The organism is Microbispora oryzae (assembly GCF_017896165.1).
Taxonomy (GTDB): domain Bacteria; phylum Actinomycetota; class Actinomycetes; order Streptosporangiales; family Streptosporangiaceae; genus Microbispora; species Microbispora oryzae.
The window spans coordinates 114,076-130,187 of sequence record NZ_JAFCNB010000016.1 but is presented as its reverse complement, the minus strand read 5'-3'; the positions used below and the strand labels follow the sequence as shown (position 1 = coordinate 130,187).

At 70.4% G+C, this 16,112-nt stretch carries 14 protein-coding genes and 1 other RNA gene; 8 read left to right on the top strand and 7 right to left on the bottom strand.

The window, feature by feature from the left end; all coding sequences use genetic code 11:
• Nucleotides 1-175: 175 nt before the first annotated feature.
• A complete protein-coding gene (locus JOL79_RS24950) occupies nt 176-898 on the bottom strand; it encodes an alpha/beta fold hydrolase (protein WP_210158309.1) in 723 nt (240 codons plus the stop codon).
• A 217-nt stretch (nt 899-1,115) separates the two neighbouring features.
• Between JOL79_RS24950 and JOL79_RS35600 the strand changes: the two genes are divergently transcribed.
• From JOL79_RS35600 to JOL79_RS24935, 3 genes are all read left to right on the top strand, one after another.
• A complete protein-coding gene (locus JOL79_RS35600; protein ID WP_210158308.1) occupies nt 1,116-1,862 on the top strand; it encodes an AraC family transcriptional regulator in 747 nt (248 codons plus the stop codon).
• A 105-nt stretch (nt 1,863-1,967) separates the two neighbouring features.
• A complete protein-coding gene (locus tag JOL79_RS24940) occupies nt 1,968-2,420 on the top strand; it encodes a hypothetical protein (protein WP_210158307.1) in 453 nt (150 codons plus the stop codon).
• A gap of 191 nt (nt 2,421-2,611) precedes the next feature.
• A complete protein-coding gene (locus JOL79_RS24935) occupies nt 2,612-2,998 on the top strand; it encodes a DUF6578 domain-containing protein (protein WP_307848714.1) in 387 nt (128 codons plus the stop codon).
• 230 nt (nt 2,999-3,228) lie between these two features.
• Here the strand turns inward: JOL79_RS24935 and rnpB are convergent.
• The 4 genes from rnpB to JOL79_RS24915 form a co-directional block, all read right to left on the bottom strand.
• Nucleotides 3,229-3,622, bottom strand: an RNA gene (gene rnpB / locus JOL79_RS24930) — RNase P RNA component class A.
• A 41-nt stretch (nt 3,623-3,663) separates the two neighbouring features.
• On the bottom strand, nt 3,664-4,866 hold the full coding sequence (locus tag JOL79_RS24925; protein ID WP_210158305.1) for a bifunctional RNase H/acid phosphatase: 1,203 nt from the start codon (nt 4,864-4,866) through the stop codon (nt 3,664-3,666).
• Nucleotides 4,863-5,603, bottom strand: coding sequence for a zinc ribbon domain-containing protein (locus JOL79_RS24920; RefSeq protein WP_210158304.1), 741 nt, complete (start codon nt 5,601-5,603; stop codon nt 4,863-4,865). Before JOL79_RS24920 ends, JOL79_RS24925 begins: the two co-directional genes overlap by 4 nt.
• A complete protein-coding gene (locus JOL79_RS24915; protein ID WP_210158303.1) occupies nt 5,600-6,463 on the bottom strand; it encodes a Nif3-like dinuclear metal center hexameric protein in 864 nt (287 codons plus the stop codon). Before JOL79_RS24915 ends, JOL79_RS24920 begins: the two co-directional genes overlap by 4 nt.
• 84 nt (nt 6,464-6,547) lie before the next feature.
• On the opposite strand from JOL79_RS24915, the gene JOL79_RS24910 reads away from it, so the two are divergent.
• Together JOL79_RS24910 and JOL79_RS24905 are read left to right on the top strand one after the other, a co-directional pair.
• Complete coding sequence (locus JOL79_RS24910) at nt 6,548-7,723, top strand: M20/M25/M40 family metallo-hydrolase (RefSeq protein WP_307848707.1); 1,176 nt, start codon at nt 6,548-6,550, stop codon at nt 7,721-7,723.
• A gap of 281 nt (nt 7,724-8,004) precedes the next feature.
• Nucleotides 8,005-9,303 carry a sensor histidine kinase gene (locus JOL79_RS24905; RefSeq protein WP_230985428.1) on the top strand — a complete coding sequence of 433 codons (1,299 nt, stop codon included), beginning with the start codon at nt 8,005-8,007 and terminating at the stop codon, nt 9,301-9,303.
• Here the strand turns inward: JOL79_RS24905 and JOL79_RS35595 are convergent, their stop codons facing one another.
• Nucleotides 9,304-10,998, bottom strand: coding sequence for a thiamine pyrophosphate-binding protein (locus JOL79_RS35595; RefSeq protein WP_210158301.1), 1,695 nt, complete (start codon nt 10,996-10,998; stop codon nt 9,304-9,306).
• A 118-nt stretch (nt 10,999-11,116) separates the two neighbouring features.
• Entirely contained in the window at nt 11,117-12,079 is a 963-nt protein-coding gene (locus tag JOL79_RS24895) for a 2-hydroxyacid dehydrogenase (protein ID WP_210158300.1), read from the bottom strand.
• 321 nt (nt 12,080-12,400) lie between these two features.
• Between JOL79_RS24895 and JOL79_RS24890 the strand changes: the two genes are divergently transcribed.
• Genes JOL79_RS24890 through JOL79_RS24880 form a run of 3 tightly spaced genes read left to right on the top strand, consistent with a single transcriptional unit; the run spans nt 12,401 to nt 16,101 of the window.
• Complete coding sequence (locus tag JOL79_RS24890; protein WP_210158299.1) at nt 12,401-14,233, top strand: SCO2524 family protein; 1,833 nt, start codon at nt 12,401-12,403, stop codon at nt 14,231-14,233.
• Nucleotides 14,234-15,148: an SCO2523 family variant P-loop protein gene (locus JOL79_RS24885; protein WP_210158298.1), complete on the top strand. Its 915-nt coding sequence runs from the start codon at nt 14,234-14,236 to the stop codon at nt 15,146-15,148.
• Nucleotides 15,145-16,101: an SCO2522 family protein gene (locus JOL79_RS24880; protein WP_210158297.1), complete on the top strand. Its 957-nt coding sequence runs from the start codon at nt 15,145-15,147 to the stop codon at nt 16,099-16,101. The genes JOL79_RS24885 and JOL79_RS24880 overlap by 4 nt, the downstream gene beginning before the upstream one ends.
• The last annotated feature ends 11 nt before the right edge of the window (nt 16,102-16,112 follow it).

Genomic DNA, 16,112 nt, shown 5'->3' with positions numbered 1-16,112 from the left:
GCGGCCGCGGTGGCACCGTTCGCAGCCGGTGTCACCATCTGTGCAGATCATCACTGTATTGCCTTGATTTCCCCCGCAACCTCCGACACAGACGGTGATCGACGGCCTTTGCCATAACCTTCAGCGCACCCGAAAAGTCCGCCCGTCAATGTGCTGACGTGGTGCGCCATATCCTTCACGTCTTGCTTTTGCGCTCATCACCGCATATGTCCAACGATTCGTCCGCGACGCATTCGCCGAGCAGGAGTGCGGCGACCGCCTCCGGGGCCTCGTGCATCGCATCGTGGCCGGTTGGAAGGTCGTGGACCCGCCACTCGGGATCGGCTTGGAGCCGGGTGCGGAGGCCGGCGAACGGCGTCCGGTCTTCCCAGCCCGAGCAGTAGACGAACTCCCGGCGGGGGACCTGGGCGAGCGCGCCGGTGAGCCGGATCGCCTGCACGAACGAGGCGAGGGGATGGGGGCGGCGGCGGGGATCGCCGCCGCCCGGCGGCCGGACGGCGTAGCCGGTGGTCGCAGCGCCGGCGGCGAACACCTCCCGGAAACGGTCGTTCGTCGACGACCAGCACGACTCGCCATCACGCGGCACGTAGGCGTCGAGATGCACCAGTCGGGAGATCCGGCCGCCGGCGCGATCGGCGGCGGCGGCGATCACCATCCCGCCGTAGCTGTGGCCGACCAGCGTCGCGCCGGTGATGTGGGCGCGATCCAGGAGCCGCAGTACGTCGTCGGCGTGCGTGTCGAGGTTGGCGGTCGCGACCGTCGCGGTGTCGTCGTCCGGCCGCAGACCGGTCAGCGTCAGGGCGTGCACGGCATGACCGGCACGCTCAAGCAGCGGAACCACCGCCTCGAACGACCAGGAGCCCTTCCAACCGCCGGGCACGAGCACGAACGTCGCCATGCGTCTCTCCTCGATGACCTGTGGTTCGGCCGGGCGCTCCGCACGGCCGAAGACCACTCCGCATGGATGAAGTGTCACCGGATCACGGTGTGGCGGCCTACCGATACGATGCCAACCGATGCCTGTTCGCCGCCAATCTCGCCTGAACGCCGGTGTGACGTCGCATATCTGGCCGTCCGGCGGGCGCCACCTCTGGCCATCCGGTGAGACAAGCGAGGTGCAGTCACACGCACGGGGACACCTGGTGTACGCGGCCGGTGGCGTCCTGGCGGTTCACACCGAGCGCGGCACGTCGGTCGTTCCCGCCAACCGGGTCGCCTGGGCCCCCGCCGGGTTCACGCACTACCACCGCGCCCACGGCGACACCGACATGCGGATCGTCTTTCTCGCGCCCTCCCTCGCCCGGCTGTTGCCGGACCAACCCGCCGTGTTCCTGACCTCCGGCCTCGCCCGCGAGGTCCTGCTCGCTCTGACCGGCCCCCGCAACTACGACGACGCCGCCACTGGCTACAGCCGCGCCGCGCGCTATCGCCTCCTTCGCGTCCTCGTCGACGAACTACGCGAAGCACACGAGCAGCCACTTCACCTGCCGGAGCCACGGGACGACCGACTGCAGGGAATCGCCCGGATGCTGTATGAGAACCCGGCGGACAACGCCTCACTGGCCGAACTCGGGAAGAGGATCGGAGCCGGCACCCGCACTCTCAGCCGGCTGTTCCGCAACGAACTCGGGATGACCTTCTACGAATGGCGCACGCAGCTACGCGTCTACCACGCACTCGTGCTCCTCGCCGAGGGCCACGACACCACCCAGACCGCCTACGCCTGCGGATGGGCCAACCCGAGCAGTTTCATCGTGGCGTTCACCAACATCATCGGAACGACCCCCGGCCGCTACCGAACCGGCCGCCAGACCACCACTCCCACATCGCGACTCCCAACCGTGGTCAAGCCCTCGGGATGATTCGAACTCGTAATGCCCGCAAATCCGGCTTCCGCTTTTCGCGCCTAACCTGCCCCTCTCGTGTTAAGGACAGCGATGTCCCACCTGGTTGACAGCCTCACGGACGTGATCACAGTCGAGTATCGACAGGCTATGGTCATGGACCTCGATGGAGCGAAGGGAGTACCGGAATGGGCCGAGGACCTCTGGGAACTCTCGGACCGCGCGAACGTGACCAACTGGTTCATCGCCACGGCGAACGTCGGCATCATCACCAGTGAGGCGGATGAATGGCACAGAATTGAGGTCACGCTGGAACTCTGGGATGGGGAACCGCCGGCCGATGACGTCTTGTGGGCCAGAGGTGAGACGGTAGAGCTGTATTCAAGTTCCGGCAAGCTGCATATGGTCGGACCCTTCGGTAATTCCTCCGGCAAACTCATTGACCTCCGCGAACAAGCTCGGAACTGGCTCGTGCGTGCGAATGTCCGCCCTGGTCCCGGTGCGCGCTACTCGGACGAGCAGCCTCCCGAAGGACTTGAGACGTACCGCCTGCAATTCTGGCCCGCGCTGCCGTGACACGCTTGCTTATCAGGCAAGGGCAACGGGTCTTCGAACCGGTTACACGCTCTCTACCGGCGTCCAGGGTTGTCCGTCGTCGTTGTCACGCAGTTCGTCACGCAGAAAGCCGGGCGACTGGCTCTGCACTGGTTCAGGTGCACGTGCTCTTGCCAGGTCAGCATAGTATGCGCTGAAATCGGAGAGTGGAGATGGTCGTATGGGTCGATGACTGGCAGATGCAGTGCTGCGGTAAGCCGTTCAGGGTCGGGTCTACTGTGTCGTGGGAGTTGCAGAGCGCCGACTCCGAACGGCTGACGGAGATTCTCGGCGAACAGCGCTCGGTCAAACTCGACGCGAGGCAGGAACACCATGACTTCTCCGACCGAGACGGATTTCAGACCACTGCTCTCGTCGAGTCGTTCGTCGCCGTTCATTGCCGATTTTCCCACAGGCCCGACGGAGAGTCATCGGTGATGTATCCGGTTCCGGGTACAGGAGTGGTTACGACCGTCGATCAGGCAGATGGTCAGGCTGAGCATCCGGACAAGCAGCTTCGGTTCATTGGCTACATTGTCCGGCTCCGCACTTTGACCTGATCTCTCGTCTGCCGCCGACCCACCCCGGAGGGCACGCATCCCTGATCGGGTGCGGCTCTGGAAGGCCGCGATCAAGGCGGCCGGTCTGCTGCCCGACACCGACGGTTGATCTCTACGGGCATCTCGTGCCTGAAGCCTCCGAGCGGGCTCGTATGGCGCTCGATCAGGCGTTCCGTTCCGCGCTCCCCCGGGCAGGTCTGGGAGTCGGCCCAGCTCACGGGGGCGGAAGGTGGACGAGTCGGCCTGTAGGCCGGGTTCTGTGATCAGCCTGTGGGCTGATCGGCGGCCATCCATCTAGGACCGCCGTTGCCGGCGGCCTCAAGCGGTCTACCCGCGCGGCTCGGGCGGGCAGCCCTCGAACGTCGCGCGCGGGACGCTCCAGGGAGCGTCCCTTCTTGACCTTGCTCCGGGTGGGGTTTACCGAGCCGCCCACGTCACCGTGGGCGCTGGTGGTCTCTTACACCACCCTTTCACCCTTACCCCCCGGGAAGGGGGGCGGTCTGCTCTCTGTGGCACTGTCCCGCGGGTCACCCCGGGTCGGCGTTACCGACCACCCTGCCCTGTGGAGCCCGGACCTTCCTCGGCAGGGCCACAAGGCCCTGACGCGGCCGCCCGGCCGGCTCGTCCACCGTTTACAACTCTACCGGCTCCGGCCGGCATCCCGATCAAGCCAGATGAGAGGTGTCGTTCAGCAGGCGCAGCACGGCCGGACCGTCCGCGTAGTAGTCGACGGCGGACAGGCAGGCGAGGTCGAGGTGCATGCGGTAGAGGGACTGGACGGGTGCCCCCAGCGCGAGCCGGACGAGCAGCTTGATCGGCGTGACGTGTGACACCACCACCACGCTGCGCCCCTCGTGGGCCCGCAGCAGGCGGTCCCTGGCCCGCTCCACCCGGCGCTCGGTGTCGGCGAAGCTCTCCCCGCCGGGCGGGGCCACGCCCGGGTCCGCCAGCCAGGCGGCGAGCTCGTCGGGCCAGCGCCGCTGGATCTCGGCGAACGTGTGACCCTCCCACGCTCCGAAGTCCGTCTCCCGCAGGTCCTCCTCCACAAGCACGGGCACCCCGGTGCTCGCCGCGACGGCCTCCGCCGTCTGCCTGGCTCGCGTCAACGGCGAGCTCACGATCACCTCGATGTCGTACGGCTTGCCCGTCAGCCGGGCCGCGGCGGCCTCGGCCTGTGCCAGCCCGGCCGACGTCAGCGACGGATCGCCGAGGCCGGAGAACCGCTTGTCGACCGACAGCGGGGTCTCCCCGTGCCGGAGCAGCAGCAGGGACGTGGCGGTGTGGGCGGCCCGGGGCATCCAGCCGCCGCCCCGCCGGCCGGACGCGCTCTCCGCCGCGTCGGTGTTGGGCGGCTCGGACGAGGCGGCGACCTCAGCTCCGTCCGGTGCCGTGCCGGGGACGGCGGCCACCTCGGAGGACACTCCGGCGGCCTGCCAGGTCTCTCCCCTCGCGGCGGCGTCCATGGCCTCGTTGGCCAGGCGGTCGGCGTGCGCGTTCCGCTCGCGCGGGATCCACCGCCAGGTGACCTGGAAACGCCGGGCCAGGGCCGCCGCCTCGACCGCGAGCGGGCGCAGGCCCTCGTGCTTGACCTTCCACCGGCCGGCCATCTGCTCGATGACCAGCTTGGAGTCCATCCGTACCTCGACCTGCGCGCCCTCACCTGCGACGGTGAGCAGGGCCCGCAGTCCCGCGATCAGCCCGCGATACTCGGCGACGTTGTTGGTCGCGGTCCCGATCGACTCGGCGGCCTCGGCCAGCACCCGGTCATCGGTGTCCTTGACCACCGCGCCGTACCCGGCGGGCCCGGGATTGCCCCGGGAGCCTCCGTCCGCCTCGATTACGAAACGTCCGCCGGGCGTGGCCGTCACAGGCCGGACTCCGCGGTGCGGACCAGGATCCGGCGGCACTCCTCACAGCGCACCACCTCATCGGCGGCGACGGCCCGGATGCGGTTGAGCTCGGCGATCGACAGGCTGGTACGGCAGCCGAGGCAGCGGCCTCCGTGCAGCATCGCGGCCCCGACGCCCGACTGCTCGCGCAGCTTCTCGTAGAGGCCCAGCAGGTCGGCGGGGATCTCGGCGGACACGGATGAGCGCCTGCCCTGCAGCTCCCCCCGCTCCTTGTCGATCTCCGCGAACGCGGTGTCCCGGCGGTCCTCCGCGCCCCGCAGGGTCGCGGTCACCTTGTCGCGCTCGGATTTGAGCGTCCCCACCCGGGCGTCGGCCGCCTCACGGCGTTCCATGATCTCGAGGACCACCTCCTCGAGGTCCGACTGCCGCCGCCGGAGCGAGACGATCTCGGACTGCAGGCTGGCCAAATCCTTGGGCGAGGAGACCTGCCCGGAGTCGAGCCGCTTGGTGTCCCGGTCGACCCGGGTGCGTACGGCGTCCACGTCCGACTCCGCCTTGGCCTGGTCGCGGGCCAGGTCGGTCGCCTCCGTCTCGGCGGCGATCACCTGGGTCGCGAGCTGGGCGAGCCTCCTCGACTGCTCGTCGACCTCGGCGAGGTCGGGCAGCGTGCGACGCCGGTGTCCCAGACGATCGAGACCGGTGTCGAGCTCCGCCAGGTCGAGCAGTCGCTTCTGTGCTTCGGGTGCGGCCTTCATCCCAATCCCTCAAGATGCTCGGGGGTCCAAGTCGATGTCGTCGCCGTCCAGGCGTCGGTGACGGCGGCCGAGACGCGCGCCTCAACAGTAATGCCAGCGGCGGCCGCCGCCGTCGTCAGACGCCGGGCGGCGTCGGGGAGCCAGGGCCATTCCGTGGCCCAGTGTGAGGCGTCGACGAGCGCAGGCCCGTCCTCCTCCATGTGCTCGCCGGCCGGGTGGTGCCGCAGATCGGCGGTCAAGTACACGTCCACGCCCGCCGCGCGGGCCGCGCCGAGCAGGGAGTCGCCCGCGCCCCCGCACACGGCGACCGTGCGCACCGGCCGCTCGGGGTCCCCTGCGACGCGGAGCGGCCCCGCCGTACGGGGAAGCCCGGCGGCGGCGAGGTTCGCGAACGCCCGCAGCGACATCGGGGCGGCGAGGTCGCCGATCCGTCCCAGGCCGCGCCGCGGCTCGCCGGCGGAGGGCTGGAGCGGCCGCAGCGGGCCCGTCACGCCGACGGCGCGGGCGAGCGCGTCCGAGACTCCCGGGTCGGCCACGTCGGCGTTCGTGTGCGCCGCGTACAGGGCCACTCCGCCGCTGATCAGCCGGTGGACGACCCGGCCCTTGGCCGTGGTCGCCGCGACGCTCGTCGTGCCCCGCAGATAGAGGGGATGATGGGTGATCACGAGGTCGGCGCCCCAGTCGAGCGCCTCGTCGACGACCGCCGCGACGGGATCGACCGCGAACAGCACCTTCCGTACGGGCTGTCCGGGGTCGCCGCAGACGAGCCCGACGGCGTCCCACGGCTCCGCCCAGGACGGGTCGTAGAGCGTTTCCATCCGCTCGACGACCTGGGCGAGCGTGTTGGAGATCAAAGCCACCTGGGCACACTACAGCCTGGGAGCCACGCCTCCGGGAGGGTAACGTCCCCATCGGAGGCTCCGTGGTCAGGAAGGACAGCCGACGTGCCCGTGGACAACGTCGACAACCCGCGCGCCCCCGCAGGGGCGGACCGCGCGCCGCGCCTGGACGCCATGCTGGCCGATCTCGAGGAGCTGGTGCTCTGCGAGTCCTACTCCGCCGACCACGACGCCGTGGCTCGCAGCGCCGCCGTCGTGGCCGAGCAGGGCCGCCGGGTGATGGGGACGCCACCGGAGACGATCGTGGTGGACGGGGTCACCCATCTGCGCTGGTCGTTCGGCCCGCCAAGGGTCCTGCTGCTCGGCCACCACGACACGGTCTGGCCCGTCGGCACGCTACGCGACCACCCCTGGTCGGTCGAGGACGGGGTGGCGCGAGGGCCGGGCGTCTTCGACATGAAGGCCGGACTCGTCCAGTTGTTCCATGCGGTCGCCACCCTCCCCTCGCCGGATGGGGTGCACGTCCTCGTCGTCGGCGACGAGGAGCTGGGTTCGCCGACGTCGCGGCCGCTGATCGAGGAGACGGCCACGCGCTGCGCCGCCGCGTTCGTGCTGGAGGCCAGCGCGGACGGCGGGGCGCTCAAGACGGCGCGCAAGGGCGTCTCCCGGTACGAGCTCACGGTGCACGGCCGGGCCGCTCACGCCGGGCTGGAGCCCGAGCTGGGCGTGAACGCGGGCGTCGAGCTGGCGCACCAGGTGCTCGCCATCGCGGACATCGCGGCGCGGATCGACTCGTCCTCGAAGTCGGGGCTGACGTCGGTGACACCGACCATGCTGTCGGCCGGTACCAGCGGAAACACCGTCCCGGCCGTCGGCCGGGTGGCGATCGACGTCCGGGTGCCCGACGCCGCCGCGCAGGCGCACGTGGACGAGCTGATGCGCGGGCTGACCCCGCGGACGGCCGGCACCCGTCTGGAGCTGACCGGCGGCCCGAACCGGCCACCGCTCGACCCGGCCGCCTCGGCCGGCCTGTTCGATCTCGCGGTCACACTCGCGGAGCGCCTCGGCCTCGGACCCCTGTGCGGCGTGGCGGTCGGCGGCGGCTCCGATGGCAACTTCACCGCGGGGGCCGGCTGCCCCACCCTCGACGGCCTGGGCGCGGTGGGCGGCGGCGCGCACGCGGCCGGTGAGCACGTGGTCGTGGCGGAGATGCCGGGGCGGGCCCGCCTGCTGGCCGCGCTGACGTCCCACGTGCTGTCGCGGGGCCGGTCGGGTCCCTGACGTGCTCAGGCCGGGCGAGGCGTTAATCTGGTAGCGCGTCTTACCAGACGTCCGCCGGCCCTCGCGGGGGCCCACCACGGCGGGCGATTCACGTCGCACTAGGGCCGCGCCCTCGAGAGCGCATTGCGCTGGCCATAGTTTTGTCCAGTTTTGAGCATGAATCTCCCACGATTGGTCGAAGGTTGACTTAGTGTGATCGTCTGATCGCCGGGGGGAATCAGGTGAGCTTGTGGCGCGGATGGCCGGTCAGGATACGACTTACGGTCATCGCGAGCGCGGTGATGGCGTTGCTGTGCGCCTTCGCCGTGGTCTTCGTGCTGTCCGTGGTGCGGGGCACCGCGCAGACGTACAAGACCGATGAGGTGGTCGCCACCGCCGTGCGCATCGCCTACCAGGTCAAACGCGATCGGATCGCGCCGGTCATGCTCGACGAGAACATCGGCGGCGTGCAGGTCATCGACCCGCGGGGCCGGATCGTCTCACGGAGCGTGAACCTGGTGGGCAAACCCCGCATGGCCGCCTTCCGCCCCGACGTGGTGACCCCGCAGGCGAGCCGGACCCTCTGCCAGTCTCCGGCGTTCCCCGGCAAGTGCGTGATCATCGCAGCGTTCCGCTTCCAGCAGCCCGACGGGCTGTGGACCGTGTACGCGGCCGACGACGAGGTGCCATGGCACGTCAACGACTCCCTGGTCACCGCCGTCATCGCCTCGTCGCTGCTGCTGATCGCGCTCACCGGGTTCGGGACGTACCTGACCGTGCGCAAGGCCCTGGCGCCGGTGGACGCGATCACCGACAAGCTGGCCGTGATCACCGCGACCGACCTGAGCCAGCGTGTGCCGCTGCCGAAGTTCGCGGACGAGATCCGCCGGCTGGCCGAGACCGCGAACCAGACGCTCAACCGCGCAGAGCGGGCGGTCGAACAGCAGCGCCGTTTCGCCTCCGACGCGTCCCACGACCTGCGCAGCCCGCTCACGGCGATGCGCGTGGAGATCGAGGACGCGCTCATGAACGCGGACGAGACCGACTGGCCCGCGATGGGAGAGTCCCTCCTGCAGAGCGTCGACCGGTTGCAGGCCCTGGTCACCGACCTTCTCCAGCTCGCCAGGCTCGACGCGGGGGCGGCGCCCCGGCTGGAGCGCACCGACCTGGCCGACCTGGCCGCCAACGAGCTGGACCGGCGCCAGCGGAAGGTCGAGGTGGTGCGGGACCTGACCTACGGGGTGCACGTGATCGGCGACCGGCTGAGCCTCGCCCGGCTGCTCACCAACCTCGTGGACAACGGCGAGCGCCACGCGGTCTCGATGCTGAAGGTCAGCGTCTACCGCGAGAACGGGAACGGGATCATGGAGGTGCAGGACGACGGCACCGGGATCCCGCCCGACAAGAGGGAGCTGGTCTTCCAGCGGTTCACCCGGCTCGACGCGGCCCGCAGCAAGGACGCCGGAGGCACCGGCCTCGGCCTGTCGATCGCCCGGCAGATCGCCGAGAGCCACGGGGGGACGCTCGCCATCGAGGACAGCGCCTGTGGAGCGCGGTTCGTGGTCCGGCTGCCGGCCGCGGAATGCCCCGCGGATGCCTGATCACTCGTTCTCCGTCATGACGATCACCGTGGGGAGCGGTACGAGCAGGGCCTCCGCCAGGGTCTCCTCCAGCTCCCCCGGCGTCTTGACCTCCCGCCCCAGGGCGCCGTACGAGACGGCCAGCGCGGGCAGATCAGGCCCGTGGAGGTCGACGGCGACGGGACGCATGCCGCGGTCGCGCATCTCGTCGCGGATCTGGCCGTAGCCGCCGTTCACGCAGACCACGATCGGCAGGCTGAGGCCGAGCTCGACGGCCGCGGCCAGCTCCTGCAGGCTGAACTGGAATGCGCCGTCGCCGGCGAGCACGGCCACCGGGCGGCCCGGGCAGCCGATCTTCGCGCCGATCCCGGCGGGGAGGGCGAACCCGAGAGTCCCGTACCCGGAGGGGAACAGGAAGCGGCCCGGCGGATCCATCGGCATCGCCACCAGGGCCCCGTGGTAGACCACCATCGAGTTGTCGCCCACGACGATCGTGTCCTCCGGCAGCGCCCGCCGGATGGCCTCAAGGTAACCGGTCCACCTGCGGGTGAGCTCCCTGAGCTCGGCTTCGTAGTCGGGCCCCGGCGACGGCTCATGCCAGGCCGTGGCCGGATGGACCCGCGACCGCTGTGCCGGCACGCTCGCCGGAGCGCTCCCCGGCACGCTCCTCGGCGCTGCCACGCGCTCGGCCAGTCCGGACAGGGCGAGCCCGGCGTCCGCGACGATCGCCACGTCGGCCACGTGGTCGCCGTACATCTGCCCGGGATCCACGTCCACCCGGATGAGGGTCCCCCCGAGGGAGTACGGATCCTGCCACAGCTCGGCCGGGCCCAGCTCGGTGCCGACGGCGAGCACCACGTCGCAGTCCGCGAGCCAGCGCCGCACCGCCGCGAGGTGGAGCGTGGCGCCCAGCACGAGGGGATGGCTCTCCGGCACCGCCCCCTTGCCGTTCACGGTGGTGACCACCCGGGCGCCCACCCGCTCGGCGAGGAGCATCGCCGTCCCGCCCACAGCCGGCTCCCCGTCACCCGGCGCCTGGGCGCCGCCGCCGAGCACGAACCCGGGCCGCACGGCCCCCCGCAGCAGCCGAGCGGCCTGGTCGAGCGCGGCGGGGTCGGGGATGCGGGGCATGATCCGCGACGGCGAGACGATCTTGACGCCGCTCTCGGACTCGTCGAGCAGGTCCTCGGGGATCTCGATGTGGACCGGCCGGGGCCGTCCCTCGGCGAACCGGGCGAAGGCCCGCGCGACGGCGGCCGGGACCTCCCTGACCGAGCTGACGCGGTGGCTCCATTCGCACAGCGCGTCGAGTGCCCGCGACTGGTCCCTGCTCTCGTGCAGGTAGCCGCGGCCCTGCCGGGGATGCCGGGTCGGCACGCCCGGCGAGACGAGCAGGATCGGCGAGGAGTCTGAGTACGCCTGGGCGAGCGCGGTGGCCGCGTTGACCACGCCGGGCCCGGTCGTGGTGACCACGACACCCGGCCGGCCGGTGGCGCGCGCGTACCCGTCGGCCGCGTAGCCCGCGCCCTGCTCGTGGCGGGGAGTCACGCACCGGACACCCGCCCGGTCGAGTTCCTCATAGATGGCGAGGTTGTGCGTGCCCGGGATGCCGAAGATCGTGTCGACCCCGTGCCGGACGAGTGCGGCGACGAGCGCGCCGGCTCCCGTGGCTGTCGCCGTGGACGGCGGAACGGGGGTCGGATGGTGTGCTGCCACGCATCACTCCCGGGGGGCGGAGGGGGTTACTCCAATAATCGGTTCCCCTCTCGCCGCGGCGCCAAGCGTGTTCGCGGTATCTGGAATTCGCCGGTATCGGAATCGCTTTCGCGCGATGTCACAGCCGGTCGCCGACGAGGTGATCGTCGTTTCCGCCGGTCAGCACGTTTTCCACGGATCTGACCGCCTGGCGCATCATCCGGTCCATCGCCTCCCGGGTATGCGAGGCGATATGCCCGGTTACCAGGAGCCGGTCGCCGAAATCGTCGAGCAGATCACCCGCGATCGCCGAGTCGCGGGCGTAGAAACCGTCGAAAACGGCGAGGGCGACATCGCCCCGCATCATGCTGGCGTGCAGGGCCGTGGGCTCCACGATCGCCGGGCGGGCGGTGTTCACGAGCAGCGTCCCGGGCCGCACCCGGGCCAGCACCCCGGCGTCGATCATGTGCCGGGTCTTCTCCGTCTCGGGGACCATGACGACGAGGATGTCGCTGCGTTCGGCGAGCTCGTGGAGGGGCCGGAAGGTGACTCCCAGCGCCGCCTCCGTCTCGGGCTTCCTGGTGCGGCTGAAGTAGGCGACGTCCGCGCCGAACGCGGTCCGCAGGATCCCGGCGATCCGGGTGCCGATCGCCCCCAGCCCGACGATGCCGATCTTCCGTGCGCCGAGCTCGTGCGGTAGCTCCAGCGGGTTCGTCCAGTCCGGATAGCGGTTCCCCAGGTACTGCGTGATACGCCAGTTGGCGTTGATGATCTGGCCTATGGTGAACGTGGCCACCGAGTCGGTGGCGGCGCCCGCGGTGTTGGTCACGGCGATGCCGAGGGCGGCCGCGGCCGGCGCGTCCACGAAGTTCTCGTAGCCGACCCCGAGGAAAGCGACGACCTTCAGGGTCCGCCTCGCACTGCTCAGCACGCGCTCGGTGGCCCGCTCCTCACCACCGTGGATGTACGCGACGACGTCCTTGAGTTCCCGGATCAGCTCGTCCTCGGAGAGACGCTGACGGTCGGGCCGCCGTGGCACGAACCCCCGCCGTTCGAGAGGCTCGAACAACGACATGTCCACACCCGTACCGGTGACCAGCACCGTCCCACCACTCAGCCCCGCCCCATTTCCGGAGTTTCCCTTAACAAGAGGAAAGTCCGATATATCCCTCAACGCGACTGTATGGGACATTTAGCATCTCTCAAGGATCCGGTATTCGCGGAAGCTACTCTCCTATCACGAAAAACCAGGCAGCGGGGGTATCCGACATGGTCCAGGCGACGGAGCTGATTTCTAATGGTATAAGGGTCTGGGTGGTTGTCTCCACCTAACCGGTAAAAGAAAATGCGGTGTGGGGTCACGGAGATCGCCGGGCCCGCACCGCCCGGCCAACTGGGACAGTCACGGCGCGGAGAGGTCTTCATGAAACTTCAGCCCCGTCAGCAGCTTCTGGAGGTCTGGGCGGCCACGGCCCGCAGCTCGTACCAGAGGGGCGACTGGGTCTGGGGCGGCCGGAACGGCCCGAACTCGATCGCCGACGCCGAGCAGTTGCTCTGCCTGATGTACCCGGCGTCCGAGTTGCCGGGCTTCCGCCTCGACACCCCGAACGAGACGGCCGACGACGTGCTCGCCGCCCTGTCCGGGATGGGCGACGCCGTGGAGATCCCCAAGCTGCTGCTAAAGGTAATCGGCGAATACCTGCGCACGTACCGCGCCGAGGACGGGCGTCCCATCTTCTCCGGCGGCACCTACTTCAAGGCCGCCGACGACGACGCGAAGGTCAGCCCCGAGCAGCTCCAGCTCGACGTGGTCGACTCCTTCTCGATGTCGGTCACGCTCGCCCTGGGCACACTGGGATTCCTCAAGGTCTTCCGGCAGAGCGTCAGGCGGGAGGCCATCCGCCGGGAGATCAGCGAGCTTGAGGAGCTGGCCAGTGCCCGCCTGTCGGCCGCCATGGTGGGCCTGCTGCGGAGCTTCACCGTCAACGCCTTCGATCCGTCCTCCTCGCAGGGCCGCACCCTGCTGCGCACGGTGAACCAGAGCGGTGCCCCGGACCGCCGCGTCCTCGACGACCTGCGGCGCGAGCTGCGCCCGGTGCGGGCCGGACTGCGCGACCTGACCATCGGCTCGGGCAGCCAGGTCGACCTCGACAACGAGAACCTGCTGTTCGAGTGCGGGTGGACGTGGGGCATCGTGAAGGACGCCCCGAGCATCGTCACACCGCTGGAGATCGGATCGCAGCCCAAGGGCGTGGCCAGGGACACCCCGTTCCTCTACTTCACCGTCAACGCCCTCGTCGGCATCGCCGACCTGTTCTCCGAGCGCACCCGTGTCCTCGGCCTGCTCAACGACGCCCAGCTCACCCTCGCTCAGGCGATCCAGCGCCGCTGGGACCTCACCCAGCTCTACTGGCGGACCATCGCGACCTACGGGCGGGGCACCTGGCCGCTGGAGGACATTCCCTGGAAGACCACCGACGAGAAGGAGTCGGACTACTACAGCCTCGTCGTCACCGCCATGGTGGTGCAGAGCCTCGTGAACAACCGGGCGTCCGACGTCGACCTCGGCCGCGTCGCCGGCGTGCTGGAGGAACTCGCCGTACGGGCGAGGATCACCCGCAGGGCCGTGGCGGGAGACCCGCCGGTGGTCATGCACTCCCCCGGCGTGGCGGTGAGCCTCCTGGGCTCCGACGAGCTCGGCCCCAACCTGGTGTGGCTCGTCTCCGACTTCGCCATCACGCTGCTGAAACGGACGATCTGGGCCGCGTCGATCGCGCAGAACACCCGGACCAGAGAGCGGCTGATCAACCTGGCCGACCAGATCTGGCGGCACATCGCCGCGCGGCGCTGCACGAACGGGCCGGCGGCCGGGCTGTGGGACCAGCCGGGCAACGTGTTCGGCGACGTCGAGGTGACCCACGACGAGCCCTCCTGGTATTTCACCGAGCGGGTCGTGGAGTTCCTCGTCTCGGCCGCCCAGGCCAGCGGCGAGGCCCCGCTGCGCAGCCCGCAGCTCGTCGAGCTGGCCTACCAGATGCTGAGCGAGGCCGAGCACCTGCTGGACCAGGAGATGGTCACCCGGCCGCTGATCACCGGTCAGACCATCCAGCCGAAGCTGCGCAGCATCCAGGCGACGCTGCAACGGGCCAGGACGATCGTCAGTGAGCGACCGGCCACCGCGCAGGCACTCGTCAACGACGCCCTGCTCGACCTCGAACGCCTCGCGGCGGCTCGCGACAGCGCCTCGGAGGCCTGAATGCTGATCTTCGCGATCTCCGACAAGGGCGGCACCGGGCGTTCGGTCACGAGCACGAACATCGGCTACCGCCACGCCCTCCAGGGCAACGACGTCTGCTACCTCGACTTCGACTTCGGCTCCCCCACGGCCGGGGCCATCTTCAGCGTCAGCTCGGTCGCCCGGGGCACCAGGAACGGCGGCCTGCACGAATACCTGCGCGGCGGCTGCGCCGAGCCCCACCGGGTGGACGTGTGGACCGAGTCCGACCGCGAGGGCCTGCGCACCAAGCCGCCCGGCGCGGGACGGCTGGTGCTGCTGCCCGGCAGCGAGGGCGGCGGCGAGCTGTCGGCCGTGGACGACGAGATGGTCCGCCGGTGCGTGCAGCTCTTCGGCCGGCTGGAGGAGGAGTTCGACCTGTGCATGGTCGACGTGAGCGCGGGCCGGTCGTTCACGGCCGAGATGGTGCTCCAGGCCAGCGTGCGGCTGCCGTCGATCCCGTTCCGCTGGCTGGTCTTCCACCGCTGGACCCGCCAGCACATCATCGCGGCGGACGGCCTCGTCACCGGCGCGGACGGCCTGCTCGACGCGGGGGCGAGGTTCGGCCACGACCCCGAGGAGCTGCGCGACCGCATCCGGTTCGTCCGCACGGCCGTGCTCGAACCCGACGCCGCCGAGCTGGTCGGGCTCCGCGACGAGCAGCGGGCCTGGCTGAGCGCCTGCGACGCCGAGCTCCGCGAGCTCGCCGGGCGGCACGGCGTCGGCCGTACGGCGATGCTCGGCAAGGTCCCGCTCGACCCCGTGCTGCAATGGCGCGAGCAGCTCATCTCCGACGAGGACGTGCTGGCCAGCAAGATCGCCAACGCGGAGACCGCCGCGGCGTTCGACGAGCTGGCCAAGAAGATCGTCGACGACAGCGCGTGGGAGGGTCTGTGACGTCCGTCAACGCGGCGTTCGGCGAGCTGGCGGCGGAACGCCGCATCGCCTCCGCGCCGCTCTCCCACGTGTCCATCGAACTCGGGCACCTCTACATGGAAGACTTCGAGGCCGGCCCGGAGCGGCTGCGGGAGCAGTTCGGCCGGGTGGCGCCCTGGGCCGCGGCGGTACGGTCCGGCTGGCAGCGGCGGATCCCCGGAGGCCGGGCCAGGGTCAGCACCTGCTTCCTGATCGATGACTACTTCAGCCGGTTCAGCACCCCGGCCGAACTGGTCCCGATGGTCCTGGAGGCGGCGGCCGAGCACGACCTGTCGATCGACTATCTGGCCAGGGAGTCCTCCTGCGCCGAGGCCGACGGGGTGGAGCTGGCCCGGCTCGTCGAAGGCCGCCTGGTCGACGACCCGCCCCCGGGCACCACCGGGTCGCGCCCGCCGGTGAAGGAGACGGGCTGGCTCTGCAACGGGAGCCGCTCACCCCGGCCCGGCAGCGTCCAGGCGATGGGCCCGGCGCAGCGATGGGCCCCGCCCGTGCAGAACGCCAAGCGAGGCCACTCGATCTTCGTGGACGTCGAACTGTGGGACGAGAACGGGGGGCGGCGCACCTGGTCGTGCCCCTTCCTGGCCGCGGTCTGGCAGCTCCTGCGGCTGGGGATGCTCCGCACCGAGGGCGAGCTGCCGCTGCGGCCGGTGCCCGCGGGCGCCTCGTGGCCCGCCCGCTGGGACGACCTGCCGCCGATCGTGCAGCTCAACGACCAGGCGGCCCCGTTCAGCGCGTACACCACGCTGTCGGTGCTCTCGCCCCGATTCCTCCCGGTCGAGCTGGCCGTACGGACCGTCTTGAGCCAGGTGGCGGTGGACGCGGAGGTGCTGGAACAGGTGCGCAGGCGGAGCGACGGCGAGGGCGTCGCACTGGAGGACGAGATCGTGGACCGCGTCACCTACGTGTTCGGCTAGCCGATGCTGGT

Coding starts and splice junctions, on each gene's coding strand:
- JOL79_RS24950 (WP_210158309.1), bottom strand. CDS start 898: ATGGCGACGTTCGTGCTCGTGCCCGGCGGTTGGAAGGGCTCCTGGTCG.
- JOL79_RS24935 (WP_307848714.1), top strand. CDS start 2,612: ATGGTCGTATGGGTCGATGACTGGCAGATGCAGTGCTGCGGTAAGCCG.
- JOL79_RS24920 (WP_210158304.1), bottom strand. CDS start 5,603: ATGAAGGCCGCACCCGAAGCACAGAAGCGACTGCTCGACCTGGCGGAG.
- JOL79_RS24905 (WP_230985428.1), top strand. CDS start 8,005: ATGGCGTTGCTGTGCGCCTTCGCCGTGGTCTTCGTGCTGTCCGTGGTG.
- JOL79_RS24890 (WP_210158299.1), top strand. CDS start 12,401: ATGAAACTTCAGCCCCGTCAGCAGCTTCTGGAGGTCTGGGCGGCCACG.
- JOL79_RS24885 (WP_210158298.1), top strand. CDS start 14,234: ATGCTGATCTTCGCGATCTCCGACAAGGGCGGCACCGGGCGTTCGGTC.